The sequence below is a fragment of the Aeromonas sp. 9A genome (genome assembly GCF_963900955.1).
Lineage (GTDB): Bacteria > Pseudomonadota > Gammaproteobacteria > Enterobacterales > Aeromonadaceae > Aeromonas > Aeromonas salmonicida.
The window spans coordinates 367,769-384,120 of sequence record NZ_CAWRFG010000001.1; the positions used below are offsets into that span (position 1 = coordinate 367,769).

The following is a 16,352-nucleotide window of genomic DNA, read 5'->3' on the forward strand; positions in this document are numbered from 1 at the left end:
TGATTTTGTGCCAGATCCGTTTTTGTCGTGTTCTCCGAGATAAAAAGGGCTCCCGTCGGGAGCCCTTTTTCAGCAGGTCAATCACTGTCAGACGGTGACTCAGTAGTCGCCGCTGGCCTTCTTGGCGGCGGTGATCATGGGTGTAATGGTCATGCCCTGCACCACGATGGAGAACATCACCACAGAGTAGGTCATCACCAGTATGACCTGACGCAGATCGACGTTGTGCTCGGGTATCATCATGACACCGGAAGGCAGTGCCAGCGCCATGGCCATGGCCAGACCGCCACGCAAGCCGCCCCAGGTAAGGATGCGGATGGTGAAACGGTTGTAGGTGCGAAAACGGCGGAAGGCCATGAAGGGGACAGAGACGCTGATGAAGCGCGCCGCCAGGCAGAGCGGTACCGCGATAACCAGCAGGATCCAGTCACGCCAGGCGAGATCCAGCAGCACCAGCGCCAGACCGATCAGCAGGAACAAGAGCGCGTTGAGGAACTGGTCCATCAACTCCCAGAAGTGATCCAGATAGTGGCTGCTCTGCTCGGAGAAGCCGGAGTGACGGGTCCAGTTGCCGATCATGATGCCGGTGACCACCATGGCCAAGGCACCGGAGACTCCCATCATGTTGGCAAGGGCAAAGCCGGCCGTCGGGATGCAGAGGGTCAGCAGCAGCTCCAGGGAGCCATCGTCGGTGGCACTGATCATCACGTGGGCGAGCAGCCCCAGCACGGCGCCGAACAAGATGCCGCCGAGGGCCTCGTGCAGGAACAGACCGGCGACGCTGCCGAAGGTCGGTTCAACGCCGCCAAACGCCACGGCAAAGACGGTGGCGAAGATCACCAGACCGGTACCGTCGTTGAACAGGGATTCCCCTTCGATCTGGATAGCGATCTGGGGGGGAGCCTGCATCTTCTTGACGATGGCCAGCACGGCAATGGGGTCTGTGGGGGTGATCAGGGCCCCGAACAGCAGGCAATAGACCAGCGGCAGTTCCCAGCCCAGCAGCTTGGCGATGAACCAGAAGCCGTAACCGATCAGGAAGGTGGAGAGCAGGGTGGAGAAGATCGCCAGTATGGTGATTTCCCACTTCTGGCTGCGCAAGGCCTTGAGGTTGATGCCGATGCCGCCAGCGAACAGCAGGAAGCCCAGGATCCCCTTCAGCAGGAAATTCTGGAAGTCGATGCTCTTCATGGTTTCGATGGCCAGGGGCTCAAGGTTGAACCAACCCAGTTTGCCAAACAGCACCATCAGGGCGGAAATCAGCATGGATCCGGCAGTGATGGCGATGGTGGTCTGGATCTTCACGACATACTGGTTGGCAAAGGCGATCAGGATCGCCAACGCTGCCAAAAAGCAGAGTGTGTAGTAGACGCTCATGGTTATTTTTCTCGTTAGTAAACAGCAAGCACGTATCCTTCGCTGAGGACCGGCATAGGGTACTCTGGGGTCACATGTTACTCATTACCCATTTATGAGTATCCGTCGGTTATTGTGGACTCCGCCATGGACAGATAGACGGCTAGATTTCCATTTAATTTGTTTGCTGCTAGGATGACCTTCACGCAGTTGCATGGATGTAAGAGGAGCGAGCGGTGTTGAACGAAAAGCCGAGCATAAAGTCGGACCCAACAAAGAAACTGGAATCCTGTCTCAAGGAACGGATCCTGATCATCGACGGGGCCATGGGCACCATGATCCAGGGCTACAAGCTGGGCGAGGCGGATTATCGCGGTGAGCGGTTTGCCGACTGGCACACCGACATCAAGGGCAACAACGACCTGCTGGTGCTGACCAGGCCCGGGATCATTCGCGAGATCCACGATCAGTATTGCGCCGCCGGGGCCGACATCCTCGAAACCAACACCTTCAACGCCACTCGCATCGCCATGGCCGATTACGAGATGGAAGATTTTTCGGCCGAGATCAACCGCGAGGCGGCCAGGCTGGCCCGTGCCGTGGCAGACGAATGGACGGCCAGGAACCCCGCCAGACCTCGCTTTGTCGCCGGTGTGCTGGGCCCCACCAACCGCACCTGCTCCATCTCGCCGGACGTGAACGACCCCGGCAAGCGCAATGTCACCTATGACCAGCTGGTGGCTGCGTATACGGAGTCGACCCATGCCCTGATCGAGGGGGGCGCCGACCTCATTCTGATCGAGACCATCTTCGATACCCTCAACGCCAAGGCGGCGGCCTTCGCGGTGGAAGGGGTGTTCGAGGCGCTGGGTTACAGCCTGCCGGTGATGATCTCCGGCACCATCACCGATGCCTCGGGGCGTACTCTCTCCGGTCAAACCACCGAAGCCTTCTATCACTCCCTGCGCCATGTCAAACCCATCTCGTTCGGTCTCAACTGTGCGCTGGGGCCCGACGAGTTGCGTCAGTACGTGGAGGAGTTGTCGCGCATCAGTGAGACCTTTGTGAGCGCCCACCCCAATGCCGGTCTGCCCAATGCGTTCGGCGAGTACGATCTCGACGCGGGCGAGATGGCGGAGCATATCCGCGAGTGGGCCCAAAGCGGTTTTCTCAACATGGTGGGCGGCTGCTGCGGCACCACCCCGACCCATATCCGCGCCATGGCTGATGCCGTGGCAGGCATCAAGCCGCGCACTTTGCCCACGTTGCCGGTCGCCTGCCGCCTGTCGGGTCTCGAGCCCCTCATCATCACGGCGGACTCCATGTTTGTGAACGTGGGTGAGCGTACCAACGTCACAGGTTCCGCCAAGTTCAAGCGTCTCATCAAGGAGGGGCTCTACGACGAAGCCCTCGATGTGGCCAAGCAGCAGGTGGAGAGCGGCGCCCAGATCATCGACATCAACATGGACGAGGGGATGCTGGACGCCGAAGCGGCCATGGTGCGCTTCCTGAACCTCATAGCCGGTGAGCCTGATATCGCCCGGGTACCGGTGATGATCGACTCCTCCAAGTGGGAGGTGCTGGAAGCCGGCCTCAAGTGCGTGCAGGGCAAGCCTGTGGTCAACTCCATCTCCATGAAGGAGGGGGAGGAGAAATTCATCCAGCAGGCCAAACTGCTGCGTCGCTATGGCGCCGCCGTCATCGTCATGGCGTTCGATGAGGTGGGCCAGGCTGACACTCGCACCCGCAAGTTCGAGATTTGCCAGCGGGCTTACCGGATCCTGGTGGATCAGGTGGGTTTCCCGCCGGAAGACATCATCTTCGATCCCAATATCTTCGCGGTGGCGACCGGCATCGACGAGCACAACAACTATGCGGTGGACTTCATCGAGGCGGTGAAGGACATCAAGACCCATTTGCCCCATGCCATGATCTCCGGTGGTGTCTCCAACGTCTCTTTCTCGTTTCGCGGCAATGAACCGGTGCGCGAAGCCATCCACGCTGTCTTCCTCTACCACGCCATCCAGAACGGCATGGACATGGGTATAGTCAACGCCGGTCAGCTCGCCATCTATGAAGACATACCGGCGGAGCTGAAGGCGAAGGTCGAGGCCGTGGTGCTCAACTTGAGTGACAGTGCCACCGAGGATCTGCTGGCCATCGCCGAGAAGTATCGTGGTGCCGGTGCCCAGGCCGAGGATCCGCGGGATCAGGAGTGGCGCAGCTGGCCGGTGGGCAAGCGGCTGGAACACGCTCTGGTCAAGGGGATCACGGATTTTATCGAAGAGGATACCGAGGAGGCGCGGGCCGGGGCCGAGAAGCCGCTGCACGTGATCGAAGGGCCCCTGATGGACGGCATGAACGTGGTCGGCGATCTGTTTGGCGCGGGCAAGATGTTCCTGCCTCAGGTGGTCAAATCCGCCCGGGTGATGAAGCGGGCTGTGGCCTATCTGCAACCCTACATCGAAGCCGAGAAACAGGGCGGCTACAGCAACGGCAAGATAGTGCTCGCCACCGTCAAGGGTGACGTGCACGACATCGGCAAGAACATCGTCGGGGTGGTGTTGCAGTGCAACAACTACGAAATAGTGGATCTCGGGGTCATGGTCTCCTGCGAGACCATTCTCAAGACTGCCCGTGAAGTAGGAGCGGACATCATAGGGCTGTCGGGCCTGATCACACCGTCTCTCGACGAGATGGTGCACGTGGCCAAAGAGATGGAGCGTCAGGGCTTCAAGCTGCCGCTCTTGATCGGTGGTGCCACTACCTCCAAGGCCCATACAGCGGTCAAGATAGAGCAGAACTACAGCGAACCCGTGGTCTATGTATCGAACGCGTCGCGCGCCGTCGGGGTGGCCCAGAGCCTGCTGAACCCGGAACTCAAGCCAGCGTTTGTCGCCCGCATCGACAAGGAGTACGAGGTCGCCCGGGATCAGCATGCCCGCAAGCAGCCGAGATCCAAGCCGGTCAGCCTGGCCCATGCCCGCGCCAACCGGCAGCAGCTGGACTGGGTGAACTATCAACCGCCGCCCCCCCGTGAGCCGGGCGTACAGACGTTTGAGAACGTGCCCGTCTCGGTGCTGCGTCCCTACATCGACTGGACGCCGTTTTTCCTCAGCTGGGAGTTGGCGGGCAAGTATCCGCGCATTCTCGAAGACGAGATCATAGGTGAAGAGGCGACCAAGCTGTTTGCCGATGCCAACGCCATGCTGGACAAGCTGGAGCAGGACGAGAGCGTGCGCTGCGCCGGTATCATAGGTCTGTTTCCGGCCAACACGATCGGCGACAGCATAGAGGTTTATACCGACGAGTCGCGCAGCGAGGTGCGCAAGGTGCTGCACCATCTGCGTCAGCAGAGCGAGAAGCAGGGCTTCCCCAACTACTGTCTGGCGGACTATGTGGCACCGAAAGAGAGCGGCAAGCCGGACTGGATCGGTGCCTTCGCGGTGACGGGCGGTATCGGGGAAGAGGCCATCGCCACTGCCTACAAGGCGGATCATGACGACTACAATGCCATCCTCATCCAGGCGGTGTGCGACCGTCTCGCCGAGGCCTTCGCCGAGTATCTGCACGAACAGGTGCGCAAGGTGCACTGGGGCTATGCAGCCGACGAGGCCCTCAGCAATGAGGATCTGATCCGCGAGAACTACCGCGGCATACGCCCGGCGCCCGGTTACCCCGCCTGTCCCGAGCACACCGAGAAGGGCAGCATCTGGGAGCTGCTGGGCGTGGAGCAGGCCATCGGCATGAAGCTGACGGAATCCTACGCCATGTGGCCGGGGGCGGCCGTGTCAGGCTGGTACTTCTCCCACCCCGACAGCAAATATTTCGCGGTGGCGCAGATCCAGCAGGATCAGGTGGAAGATTACGCCGCCCGCAAGGGGATGACCCTGGCGGAAGCAGAACGCTGGCTGGGACCGAACCTGAACTGAATCCCGATTTCCCGAGTGACATTGGTTGATCTTTGACGAGAAACGGCGGCATCCTTGGGCTGGTGGACAGACCAGCTTAGGGCTGCCGTTTGACATATCGGTGACAACGGGATTGCAGTGTGCAGTTCTGCGTGGTTTGTCTTGTTGTCAGGAGAAACAATTGGCGTTGTCTTGGCGCTGTGGCACCTTATACTCTCCCGCCCCATCCTGCCCAGGCACTGCCTTCTAGCGGAATTGTCATGAAGATCGCCATTTTATCCCGTGAGCCCAGAAACTATTCCACCCGCCGTCTGGTCGAGGTGGCGCAGGCGCGCGGTCATCAGGTAGAGGTGCTCGACACCCTGCGCTGCTACATGAATATCGCCTCCCACAGCCCCTCCATTCATTACGAAGGACGAGAGCTGGAGAGTTACGACGCCGTGATCCCGCGTATCGGCGCCAGCATCACCTTTTACGGCACCGCCGTGCTGCGCCAGTTCGAGATGATGAACACCATGGCCCTCAACAGCTCTGTGGCCATCTCCCGTTCCCGCGACAAGCTGCGGGCCATGCAGTTGTTGTCGCGCCACGGCATAGGTCTGCCCATCACCGGCTATGCCCACAGCACCCATGATGTGCCGGATCTCATCACCATGGTGGGGGGCGCCCCTCTGGTAGTGAAGCTGCTGGAAGGCACCCAGGGAATTGGCGTTGTGTTGTGCGAGACCCACAAGGCGGCCGAGAGCGTGATCGAGGCCTTTATCCAGACCAACAACAACATCCTGGTGCAGGAGTATATCCGCGAGGCCAACGGCGCCGACATTCGCTGTCTGGTGGTCAATGGCAAGGTAGTCGCAGCCATGCGCCGTCAGGCCCAGCCGGGGGAGTTTCGCTCCAACCTGCACCGTGGCGGCACTGCCGAGGCGATCAAGATAAGCCCCGAAGAGCGGGCCACCGCAGTGCAGGCGGCCAAGATCATGGGGCTGGATGTGGCCGGTGTGGATATTCTGCGCTCTGCTCGCGGTCCTCTGGTGCTGGAGGTGAACTCCTCCCCTGGTCTGCAAGGAGTGGAAGCCGCCTCCGGCAAGGATGTGGCTGGCAAGATCATCGAGTTCCTGGAACTCAAGGCGAGCCGCAAGAACAAGCCTGCCGAATAAGCCGCTGACGGCTTGCATAGCGGTATAAACACAAGGCGCCCTCGGGCGCCTTGTGTTGTTTGCGTGTCGGTTATTCCCGCATTTCCAGTCTGGCGCTGAAGACGCCAGCCTCCAGCCGGGTGTCTATCTGCCAGCCGAGCTTCTCGCAGATGCGCTGTATGATGGTGAGGCCACAGCCGTAGCCGAGGATCTGATCCGGCGCGGCCGCAGTCGGGTTGCTGATGGTAAGCACGGGCCCGCACAGCTCGATCTCGATATGCCCCTCGGCATAGCTCAAGGCATTTTTCAGCAGGTTGCCGAGGGCAATGGCGAGCAAGGAGAGGGGGGCATTGACCTCGCTTGCCTCGTCCAGGGTGAGCCTGATATCGAGCGTCTCTCGCTGCAACAGCGGGGCGAGGCGCACCAGCTCCTGCCGGATCAGTGGTTCTACCCGTTGCAACGAACGCTCCACCGCCTCCTTGCGACCCAGCAGCAGGAAGGTCTCTGTGAGCAGCGCCATCTCGTCTGCAGCGGCGCGAATGCGGGTGGTGGCACGGGCGGCGGGGGCGGGCAAGTCCGTCACCTTGCCGAGCAGCGCTGCCGACCCCTGGATCACCATGTTGGGGGTGCGCAGCTCATGGCTGGCAAAACGGCTGAACTCCTGCTCGCGGGCGAACACGGCGGCCACCTCGTGTTTGCCGGTCAGCAGTGCCAGCTCGATCTCCCGCAACTCCTGCCAGGGGGCATCGGGCACGAAATCCGCCTGATCCGGGGTGAGGTGGGCGACCCTTTGCTGCAATCGCTGCAGTGGCCCCGTGATGTGGCGCACCAGCCAGATGCCGAAACCGATGCACGCGATCAGCAGGGTCAAGCCTATCAGCCGGGTAGCCAGATGCAGCTGATCTTCGTAAGGATCCAGATAGTCGTCGGCGTCGTCGTTGAACACCAGATAGAGCAGTCCCTGACCGGAGGGATGGGGCCGCACCAGGAAGTGCTTGTCCTCCTCGCCAAGCTGGTGCTCGAAGAAGCCCGGGCTCTGATAGGGCTTGAGCCAGGCTGGCAGTCGGCCCGCTTCGGTCCAGTAACTGGAGAACTGGCGCGGACTGGGGGCGGGGGCCGCCATGCCGAGCTGCAGCCAGTCATCGTTGTAGCGGGTGACCTCGGCTTCCAGCCAGTGACGCAGGCTCAACTCTTCCATCTTGTCTTCGGCCACCACCATCAACAGGCTGATGATGATCAGCAGCAGCATGCCCGCCCCGCTCAGGGTCAGGATCAGGCGATGGCGCAAACTGGGCAGGCTGACCTGGGTATCCGGTTGTGCCTGATCACGGCCTCCGGCTGGCTGGTTCATTGAATCACCTGATGGTGATGGGTCATGGCCTCCGGGTGTGGTCATGATGTCACCAGTCGATAGCCCTGACCGTGGAGGGTTTCCAGCATGGGGGTAGGGAAGGGTTTGTCGAGGGCGTTGCGCAGGGCATAGATGTGGCTGCGCAGGGCGTCGGAGTCAGGCTCCTCATCCCCCCAGACTGTCTCCAGCACTTCTTGCCGGCTCACCAGATGGGGGCCGCGGCGCACCAGCAGGGTGAGGATCTGGAACGGGATCTTGCCGAGCTTGAGCTCGACTCCGGCGCGGGTGGCGCGGCCACTGGCGGGATCCAGCGTCAGCTCGCCCACGCTGAGGGCCCCCATGTCGCTGCGGGGGCCACGCAGGGCCAGTGCCTGCAGCCGCACTTCCAGCTCTTCCATGGCGAAGGGCTTGACCAGATAATCATCGCCACCGGCCCGAAAGCCCGCCAGCTTGTCATCCAGACTGTCGCGGGCGGTGAGAAACAGCACAGGGGTCGCTATGCCATCGGCCCGCAGTCGCTCAACCGTGGAGAGGCCATCCAGACGCGGCATCATGACATCCATGATGATGACGTCGAAGCGCTGCTCGGCCAGCAGTTGCAGGGCAGCCTGACCGTGATAGGCGCAGTCCAGCCTGTGCCCGGCCAGCTCCAGGTAATCCATGATGGTTTCCGCTACCTGGGGATTGTCTTCCACCACCAGTATTTTCATGTTTTGATCTCCTGGTTTTGACCGATATTTCACGGTCATCTCACACTGGACGAGGCATCCTGTGTGGCAGTGTAACCCCGAGGATCCCTGATGAAGAAGTCTCTGTGCGCTCTGCTGCTGTTTATATTGTTGCCACTTGGCACTGCGCAGTCGGCCGAGTTCAAGTTGACCGGCCGCACCACCTGGCAACTGGGCCAGCTGATGGTCAACGGCATCCCCTTCGTGCTCGACGAAGGGACCCGCTTCAAGGATGGGCTGAGCGAGGACGATCTCGGTGGCCGCTGGGTCGATCTGGAAGGGGTGGTTGAGGAAGGGGTGAGGGTGATCCGCGAGGTTGAGGCGCTGGACGAAGAGGACGAGATGGAGCTGGAGGGACCGGTGGCGCAAGGACGGATCTGGGGCTATGTCACCTCGGATAACAGCCTGGCTCCCTTCGAAGGGCGCTGGCTGGAGCTGGAGTGCAAGTTCGACGGCATGCGGTTGAGTCGTTGCCGCCAGGATGATTGAGCAGCAGGCGCTTCTGGCGACCGGAAAAATTGCCCGCCCAGGCCCATAGTTAAACCTCATCAGGGTTTGACCATGGGCCTTCTGTCATGACACGCACCTCCCTCCTGCTGCTGGCTCTGCCGTTCTGCACCCTTGCCATCGATGGCGAGCTCTGGCAGGTGGAGCTGGAACACAACGATGGCATTCGGCTGCAATTTCAAGGGGCCGAGCTGGAGCTTGGCAGCGCCGCACTGGCCGGGGTGCGTCAGTTCTCCGACCTCAAGCCCGGTATGAAGCTCGCCATCCTGAGTCGCAACGGCGTCGCCGAACATATTCGCCTTTATGGACACGCGCCTGAGTCAGAACCGGCTGCCCAGTGGCGCCGGGCGGAGGGAACCTTGCTCGCCGTGACGGGCCATGCGCTGCAATTGCAGGGGCTGGGCACAATGACATTTGATGCCGGTACCCGCTGGCTCAACGGCAGCCCCGCCGATCTGCAACCGGGGCGTACCCTGGTGCTGACCCGTGACGAGACGGGCCGCGTGACCGAGATACTGATCCCGAATCCGGAGGATGAGCCGAAATAATGGCGAGGCCTTGCTCACTTAATTGGGGAATATTTAAATTGCTAAATTAGAGTTCTCTTTTTTAAGATGTTCTTAAATATGATTAAGTGACGAATAAAATAATAGAGTGCATGCTCTGATATTATATTGCTCAATATAAAATAGTGCTGAATTAATCTTCTGGTTAATTTTGTTTATATATTAAAGTGTGGGCTTGATCGCATAATGAAATTAATGCGACTGGTACTGTCATACTCACATGCTGCCCGTTGATATATAAATCGGGTGAATGCATGTCAGTGTTTAATATATTGGGGTTGCTATGAAAAAACTAAAAATAACTGGCTTGTCATTAATCATATCCGGCCTGCTGATGGCACAGGCGCAAGCGGCAGAGCCCGTCTATCCAGACCAGCTTCGCCTGTTTTCATTGGGCCAAGAGGTCTGTGGCGACAAGTATCGCCCCCTCAATCGAGAAGAGGCGCAGAGCGTCAAAAGCAATATTGTCGGCATGATGGGACAATGGCAAATAAGCGGGCTCGCCAACGGTTGGGTCATTATGGGGCCGGGGTATAATGGTGAAATAAAACCAGGCTCAGCCTCCAATACCTGGTGTTATCCGACCAATCCTGCAACCGGGGAAATACCGACTCTGTCTGCCCTGGATATTCCAGATGGTGATGAAGTTGATGTGCAATGGCGGCTGGTACATGACAGTGCGAATTTCATCAAACCAACCAGTTATCTGGCCCATTATCTCGGCTATGCCTGGGTAGGGGGAAATCACAGTCAATATGTCGGCGAAGACATGGATGTGACCCGTGATGGCGATGGCTGGGTGATCCGTGGCAACAATGACGGTGGCTGCGACGGTTATCGCTGTGGTGACAAGACCTCCATCAAGGTGAGCAATTTTGCCTACAACCTGGATCCTGACAGTTTCAAGCATGGCGATGTGACCCAGTCCGACCGCCAACTGGTCAAGACGGTGGTGGGCTGGGCTATCAACGACAGCGACACGCCTCAATCCGGTTATGACGTCACCCTGCGCTACGACACCGCCACCAACTGGTCCAAGACCAACACCTATGGCCTGAGCGAGAAGGTGACCACCAAGAACAAGTTCAAGTGGCCGCTGGTGGGGGAAACCGAGCTCTCCATCGAGATTGCTGCCAACCAGTCCTGGGCCTCCCAGAACGGGGGCTCGACCACCACCTCTTTGTCCCAGTCCGTGCGCCCGACAGTGCCGGCCCACTCCAAGATCCCGGTGAAGATAGAGCTCTACAAGGCCGACATCTCCTACCCCTACGAGTTCAAGGCCGATGTCAGCTATGACCTGACCCTGAGCGGTTTCCTGCGTTGGGGCGGTAATGCCTGGTATACCCATCCGGACAACCGTCCGAACTGGAACCACACCTTCGTCATAGGGCCATACAAGGACAAGGCCAGCAGTATCCGCTACCAATGGGACAAGCGTTATATCCCGGGTGAAGTGAAGTGGTGGGATTGGAACTGGACCATACAGCAGAACGGTCTGCCTACCATGCAGAATAACCTGGCCAGGGTGCTGCGCCCGGTGCGGGCCGGGATCACCGGTGATTTCAGTGCCGAGAGCCAGTTTGCCGGCAACATCGAAATCGGCGCTCCCGTGCCGGTCGCTGCCGCCAGCCACTCGAGCCGTGCTCGCAACCTGGGTGCCGGTCAGGGTCTGAGACTGGAGATCCCGCTCGATGCACAAGAGCTCTCAGGGCTTGGCTTCAACAATGTCAGCCTCAGCGTGACCCCTGCTGCCAACCAATAATGGCAGTGTGTTGCATTAAGAGAACCGGGCCCATGGCCCGGTTGTTGTTTGCACTGGTCGGTCTTGTTAAAGGCTTGTGCTTTCCATTTCCCCACTTATACTGGCGCCATCTTGTCGGAGTGCCAACCGTCGAACGATGCAAGGCTGAGACCGTTAATTCGGGATCCGTGGAACCTGATCAGGCTAGCACCTGCGAAGGGAAACAAGGGTAACCAGTGGGTTGCCGCGCCGGGGAGGAACAAGCTTCCCCGCTCGCCGAGAGGAGTGATCCGACCGGCAAGCCAGAGCGCACAAGAGGGAGCCTGCCATCCTGTTCTGTCGCCTTGTCCATCAGGGGGAGTACAGAAGATGCGCAGGAGGAAGCCAAGGCTTCAGTTTTGCTCCCTCTTGAATGCAAACCTCACCCACAGGTTCATCACTTCTCCTCGAACTCCAGACAAGCAAACACCCATAACTTCAATCAGTTAATGTGAGTTTTGCTATGTCTACCTCAAAAACTTCCGTACCGGAAAATGCCAAGTCAGTCCCCGTCGGCCGCCGCGAGCAGCGTGCCAGTGCCCAGCGTTTTATCGACAATCTCAAGGGGATGGCCCATCCCAACTCCAGCCGCATCTTTATCGAAGGTTCTCGCCCCGATATCCGGGTGGGGCTGCGCGAAATTGCCCTGGCCGACACCCTGGTGGGGGGCAGCAAGGATAACCCTCAGTTCGAAGCCAACGAGCCTGTCCCCGTCTACGACACCTCGGGTGCCTACGGTGATGAGCATGCGGTCATCGATGTGCGTCTCGGTCTGCCGCGCCTGCGGGAAAGCTGGGTGCGGGAGCGCGGTGACACCGAAGAGCTCGATGATCTCAGCTCCGCCTTCACCCAGGAGCGCCTCGCCGATGAGGGGCTGGATCACCTGCGCTTCGATAACTTGCCCAAACCCCGTCGCGCCAAGCCTGGCCGCCGGGTAACCCAGCTGCACTATGCCCGTCAGGGGCTGGTCACCCCCGAGATGGAATTTATCGCCATCCGCGAGAACATGGGCCGCGAGCGGGTGCGCTCCGAGCTGCTGCTGCGCCAGCATCCGGGTCAGGGTTTCGGTGCCCGCCTGCCCGAGAACATCACCCCCGAGTTCGTGCGCGATGAGGTGGCCGCTGGCCGTGCCATCATCCCCAACAACATCAATCACCCGGAAACCGAGCCCATGATCATAGGCCGCAACTTCCTGGTGAAGATCAACGCCAACATAGGCAACTCGGCGGTCAGCTCCAGCATCGAAGAGGAGGTGGAGAAGCTGGTCTGGTCCACCCGTTGGGGCGCCGACACCGTCATGGATCTCTCCACCGGTCGCAACATCCACGAGACCCGCGAGTGGATCCTGCGCAACAGCCCTGTGCCCATCGGCACTGTGCCCATCTATCAGGCGCTGGAAAAAACCAACGGTATCGCCGAAGACCTCACCTGGGAGCTGTTCCGCGATACCTTGCTCGAACAGGCCGAGCAGGGGGTGGATTATTTCACCATCCATGCGGGCGTACGGCTAGCGTACGTGCCCATGACCGCCAAGCGCCTCACCGGCATCGTCTCCCGTGGCGGCAGCATCATGGCCAAGTGGTGCCTGTCGCACCACAAGGAGAACTTCCTCTACCAGCATTTTCGCGAGATCTGCGAGCTGTGCGCCGCCTATGACGTGGCCCTGTCGCTTGGGGACGGTCTGCGTCCAGGCTCTGTCTATGACGCCAACGACGAGGCCCAGTTCGCCGAGCTGCACACCCTGGGCGAGCTCACCAAGATCGCCTGGGAGTACGACGTCCAGGTGATGATAGAGGGGCCGGGCCATGTGCCCATGCACATGATAGAGCGCAACATGACGGAGCAGTTGGAGCATTGTCACGAGGCGCCTTTCTATACCCTGGGCCCGCTCACCACCGACATAGCTCCCGGTTACGATCACTTCACCTCCGGCATAGGCGCCGCCATGATCGGCTGGTATGGCTGCGCCATGCTCTGCTACGTCACCCCCAAGGAGCACCTGGGGCTGCCGAACAAGGAGGATGTCAAACAGGGTCTCATCACCTACAAGATCGCCGCCCACGCCGCTGACTTGGCCAAGGGTCACCCGGGTGCCCAGATCCGCGACAACGCCATGTCCAAGGCGCGCTTCGAGTTTCGTTGGGAGGATCAGTTCAACCTGGCGCTGGATCCCGAGACCGCCCGCGCCTATCACGACGAGACCCTGCCCCAGGAGTCCGGCAAGGTGGCGCACTTCTGCTCCATGTGCGGCCCCAAGTTCTGCTCCATGAAGATCACCCAGGACGTGCGCGACTACGCGGCCAGTCTGGAGGCGGTCGAGGTGAAACTGGTGGGCATGGATGGCCAGCAGGAGCGGGTAGTGGCCGAGGTCGAGAGCGGCATGGCGCAGATGGCAGAAACCTTCAAAGAGAAAGGGAGCGAGCTCTACCATCAGGCGGCGGCCCTCAAACCGGCGCGGGAGGAGGCATGAACAGCCGACCCATCGTCTGGACCATAGCCGGTTCCGACTCGGGGGGCGGTGCCGGCATTCAGGCCGATCTGCATACCTTGCACGATCTCGGCGTGCACGGTTGCTCGGTTATCACCGCCATCACGGCCCAGAACTCGGTGGCGGTGAAGATGGTTGATCCCGTGCTGATGCAGACTTTCACCGCCCAGATCGACGCCCTCGGCGTCGACTTGCCCCCGGCGGCCATCAAGATAGGCCTGCTGCCGACCCGGCTCCATGTGGAGGTATTGGCCCGGCGGCTCGATACCCTGACGGCCCCCTTCGTGGTCTACGACCCGGTGGCCATCGCCAGCACGGGCACCCCCATGGCCGAAGCCAACATGCTGGCGGCGGTGCGCGAACATCTGCTGCCGCGCCTCTCCCTCATCACCCCGAACGGCCCCGAGCTGGAGGCGCTGACCGGCATTCCCGCCAGCAGCCCTGAGCTGGTGCGGGCGGGGGCGGCGCGACTGCGCGAACTGGGCGCCCGCGCAGTGCTGGTCAAGGGCGGCCATCTGGGCTGGAGCGACGAGCTCTGCCTCGATTACTACCAGGACGAGCACCGCGAGTTCTGGCTGGGAGCGCCGCGTATCGACACCCGCCACGGCCACGGCACCGGCTGCTGTTATGCCAGCGCCATCGCCGCCGTGGTGGCGCAGGATCACCCGGTCGATGACGCCATCACGCTGGCGCGTGCCTACCTGCAACAAGGCTTGGCTGGGGCGCAAGGGGTGGGGGCTGGCCCTGGCCCCATCGCCCATCTCGGCTGGCCGACCAGTCTCGCTCACTTCCCTCGCGCCGTGCTGGCAGGGTCAAGCCTGGATCGCCGCTTTGGTCTCTATCCCGCCTGCGAGGCCCGCCTGCCTGAGGGCCCCTTTGCCGCGACCGAACATCAGCTCGGTCTCTATCCTGTGGTGGATTCGGTCAAGTGGCTCAAGCGTCTGCTGGGGGCCGGGGTCAAAACCCTGCAGCTGCGCATCAAGAACCTGCCCGCCGCCCAGGTGGCACCGGCCATTCGTGATGCGGTAGCGCTGGGTCGCCGCTTTGGTGCGCGGCTCTTTATCAACGACCATTGGCAGCAGGCCATAGCCGCCGGTGCCTATGGCGTCCATCTGGGACAGGAGGACATGGGATCAGCGGATCTCGCCGCCATCCAGGCAGCCGGCCTGCGCCTCGGTCTCTCCACCCACGGCTACTTCGAGTTGATGCGGGCCCGCGAACTGGCCCCTTCCTACATAGCGCTGGGTCATATCTTCCCAACCAACACCAAGCAGATGCCGTCCCGCCCCCAGGGGCTGGTGCGACTGCAACGCTACCAGGCCCTCATGCGCGACTGGCCGACGGTTGCCATCGGCGGCATCGGCGAGGAGCGGGTGGCGGCGGTCAAGGCGTGCGGGGTCGGCAGCATTGCCCTGGTGTCGGCCATCACCGCCAGCGACGACTGGCAGGGGGCCACAGCCCGATTGCTGGCGGCAGTGGGGGAGGGGGATGAGCCCTGCTCTGCGCTTATCCATCAGGCCATCACGCAGCAGGAGGCCGATCATGCTCTCTGATGCGGAATACCTGCGCTACGGCAGGCAACTGATGCTGAGCGAAATCGGCGAGGCAGGGCAGGCGAGGCTGAAAGAGGCATCCGTGCTGATCGTCGGCCTCGGCGGGCTCGGCTCGCCGCTGGCCCTCTATCTGGCCGGAGCCGGGGTGGGCACCTTGTGGCTCGCCGACGGCGACGTGGTGGATTCCAGCAACCTGCCGCGCCAGATCCTGTTCGATGGAGAAGGGCTGCGCCGCTCCAAGGCCGAGCTGGCCCGCGAGCGGCTGGCGGCCCACAACCCCCATGTGGAGCTGATTGCCATCAATCAGCGGCTCGATGAGCAGAGCCTGCCCGCCTTCGTGGCCGAGGTAGATCTGGTGATCGACTGCTGCGACAACCTGGCCAGTCGCCACGCCATCAACACCGTCTGCGTGGCGCAGCACAAGCCCTGGATCTCGGCTGCCGCCGTTGGCTGGCAGGGGCAACTGATGGTGCGAACCGCCCCCGAACACGCCTGCTACGCCTGCCTCTATCCGCTGGATACCCGCATCACGGAGAGCTGCCAGAGCAGCGGCGTTGCAGGCCCATTGGTGGGGGTGATGGGCGCCTTGCAGGCGCTGGAAGCCTTGCGTCTGCTGCTGGGCAAGCCCAGTCCGGTGGCGGGCACCCTGCGCCGTTTCGATGCCCTGACCCACGAGTGGCAGACCCTGGGGTTGTCCCCCGATCCCGCCTGTTCCGTGTGCGGCGGCGCCACTCCCCTTGCCAATCCCATGGAGGATGCGCAATGAAGATCCGATTGAACGACAGCGAACTGGTGCTGACGACCAGCCCGGATAGCCAGATCTGCGTAGCCGAGCTGCTGGTGGCCCGCGAGGTTGCCCCGCAGGGGGTGGCGGTGGCCCTCAACGGCGCCGTGCTGCCCCGCAGCCGCTGGCCAGACACCCGGCTCAATGACGGGGACGAACTCCACCTTTTCACTGCCATCGCCGGAGGCTGAG

12 protein-coding genes and 1 riboswitch are annotated in these 16,352 nt (G+C 61.3%); of the genes, 9 read left to right on the plus strand and 3 right to left on the minus strand.

The features are described 5' to 3' along the window. Positions 1-99 precede the first annotated feature (99 nt). Positions 100-1,377, minus strand: coding sequence for a cation:proton antiporter (locus AACX78_RS01805; protein WP_021141116.1), 1,278 nt, complete (start codon positions 1,375-1,377; stop codon positions 100-102). Between the two features lie 218 nt (positions 1,378-1,595). Between AACX78_RS01805 and metH the strand changes: the two genes are divergently transcribed. After that, positions 1,596-5,288, plus strand: a complete 3,693-nt coding sequence (gene metH / locus AACX78_RS01810) for a methionine synthase (protein ID WP_159167422.1) — start codon at positions 1,596-1,598, stop codon at positions 5,286-5,288. 239 nt (positions 5,289-5,527) lie between these two features. Further along, a complete protein-coding gene (gene rimK, locus AACX78_RS01815) occupies positions 5,528-6,424 on the plus strand; it encodes a 30S ribosomal protein S6--L-glutamate ligase (RefSeq protein ID WP_005316298.1) in 897 nt (298 codons plus the stop codon). Between the two features lie 70 nt (positions 6,425-6,494). On the opposite strand, the gene AACX78_RS01820 is transcribed toward rimK, so the two are convergent. Then, positions 6,495-7,754: a sensor histidine kinase gene (locus AACX78_RS01820; protein ID WP_159165212.1), complete on the minus strand. Its 1,260-nt coding sequence runs from the start codon at positions 7,752-7,754 to the stop codon at positions 6,495-6,497. Between the two features lie 41 nt (positions 7,755-7,795). Then, complete coding sequence (locus AACX78_RS01825; RefSeq protein ID WP_159165213.1) at positions 7,796-8,464, minus strand: response regulator transcription factor; 669 nt, start codon at positions 8,462-8,464, stop codon at positions 7,796-7,798. Between the two features lie 90 nt (positions 8,465-8,554). Between AACX78_RS01825 and AACX78_RS01830 the strand changes: the two genes are divergently transcribed. From AACX78_RS01830 to thiS, 7 genes are all read left to right on the plus strand, one after another. Next, positions 8,555-8,971, plus strand: coding sequence for a hypothetical protein (locus AACX78_RS01830; RefSeq protein WP_059168861.1), 417 nt, complete (start codon positions 8,555-8,557; stop codon positions 8,969-8,971). 86 nt (positions 8,972-9,057) lie between these two features. Continuing rightward, a complete protein-coding gene (locus tag AACX78_RS01835; protein ID WP_159165214.1) occupies positions 9,058-9,537 on the plus strand; it encodes a hypothetical protein in 480 nt (159 codons plus the stop codon). Positions 9,538-9,838: 301 nt separating this feature from the next. Continuing rightward, a complete protein-coding gene (aerA, locus tag AACX78_RS01840; RefSeq protein ID WP_034524475.1) occupies positions 9,839-11,317 on the plus strand; it encodes a beta-barrel pore-forming toxin aerolysin in 1,479 nt (492 codons plus the stop codon). A gap of 105 nt (positions 11,318-11,422) precedes the next feature. After that, positions 11,423-11,536: riboswitch (TPP riboswitch) on the plus strand. 262 nt (positions 11,537-11,798) lie between these two features. Continuing rightward, positions 11,799-13,805, plus strand: a complete 2,007-nt coding sequence (thiC, locus tag AACX78_RS01845) for a phosphomethylpyrimidine synthase ThiC (protein WP_159165216.1) — start codon at positions 11,799-11,801, stop codon at positions 13,803-13,805. Beyond that, positions 13,802-15,376, plus strand: a complete 1,575-nt coding sequence (gene thiE / locus AACX78_RS01850) for a thiamine phosphate synthase (RefSeq protein WP_159165217.1) — start codon at positions 13,802-13,804, stop codon at positions 15,374-15,376. The genes thiC and thiE overlap by 4 nt, the downstream gene beginning before the upstream one ends. Then, positions 15,366-16,142 carry a HesA/MoeB/ThiF family protein gene (locus AACX78_RS01855; protein ID WP_159165218.1) on the plus strand — a complete coding sequence of 259 codons (777 nt, stop codon included), beginning with the start codon at positions 15,366-15,368 and terminating at the stop codon, positions 16,140-16,142. Before thiE ends, AACX78_RS01855 begins: the two co-directional genes overlap by 11 nt. Next, positions 16,139-16,351 (plus strand): sulfur carrier protein ThiS, encoded by a 213-nt coding sequence (gene thiS / locus AACX78_RS01860; protein WP_155602141.1) that lies wholly within the window; start codon positions 16,139-16,141, stop codon positions 16,349-16,351. Before AACX78_RS01855 ends, thiS begins: the two co-directional genes overlap by 4 nt. Position 16,352 lies beyond the last annotated feature (1 nt).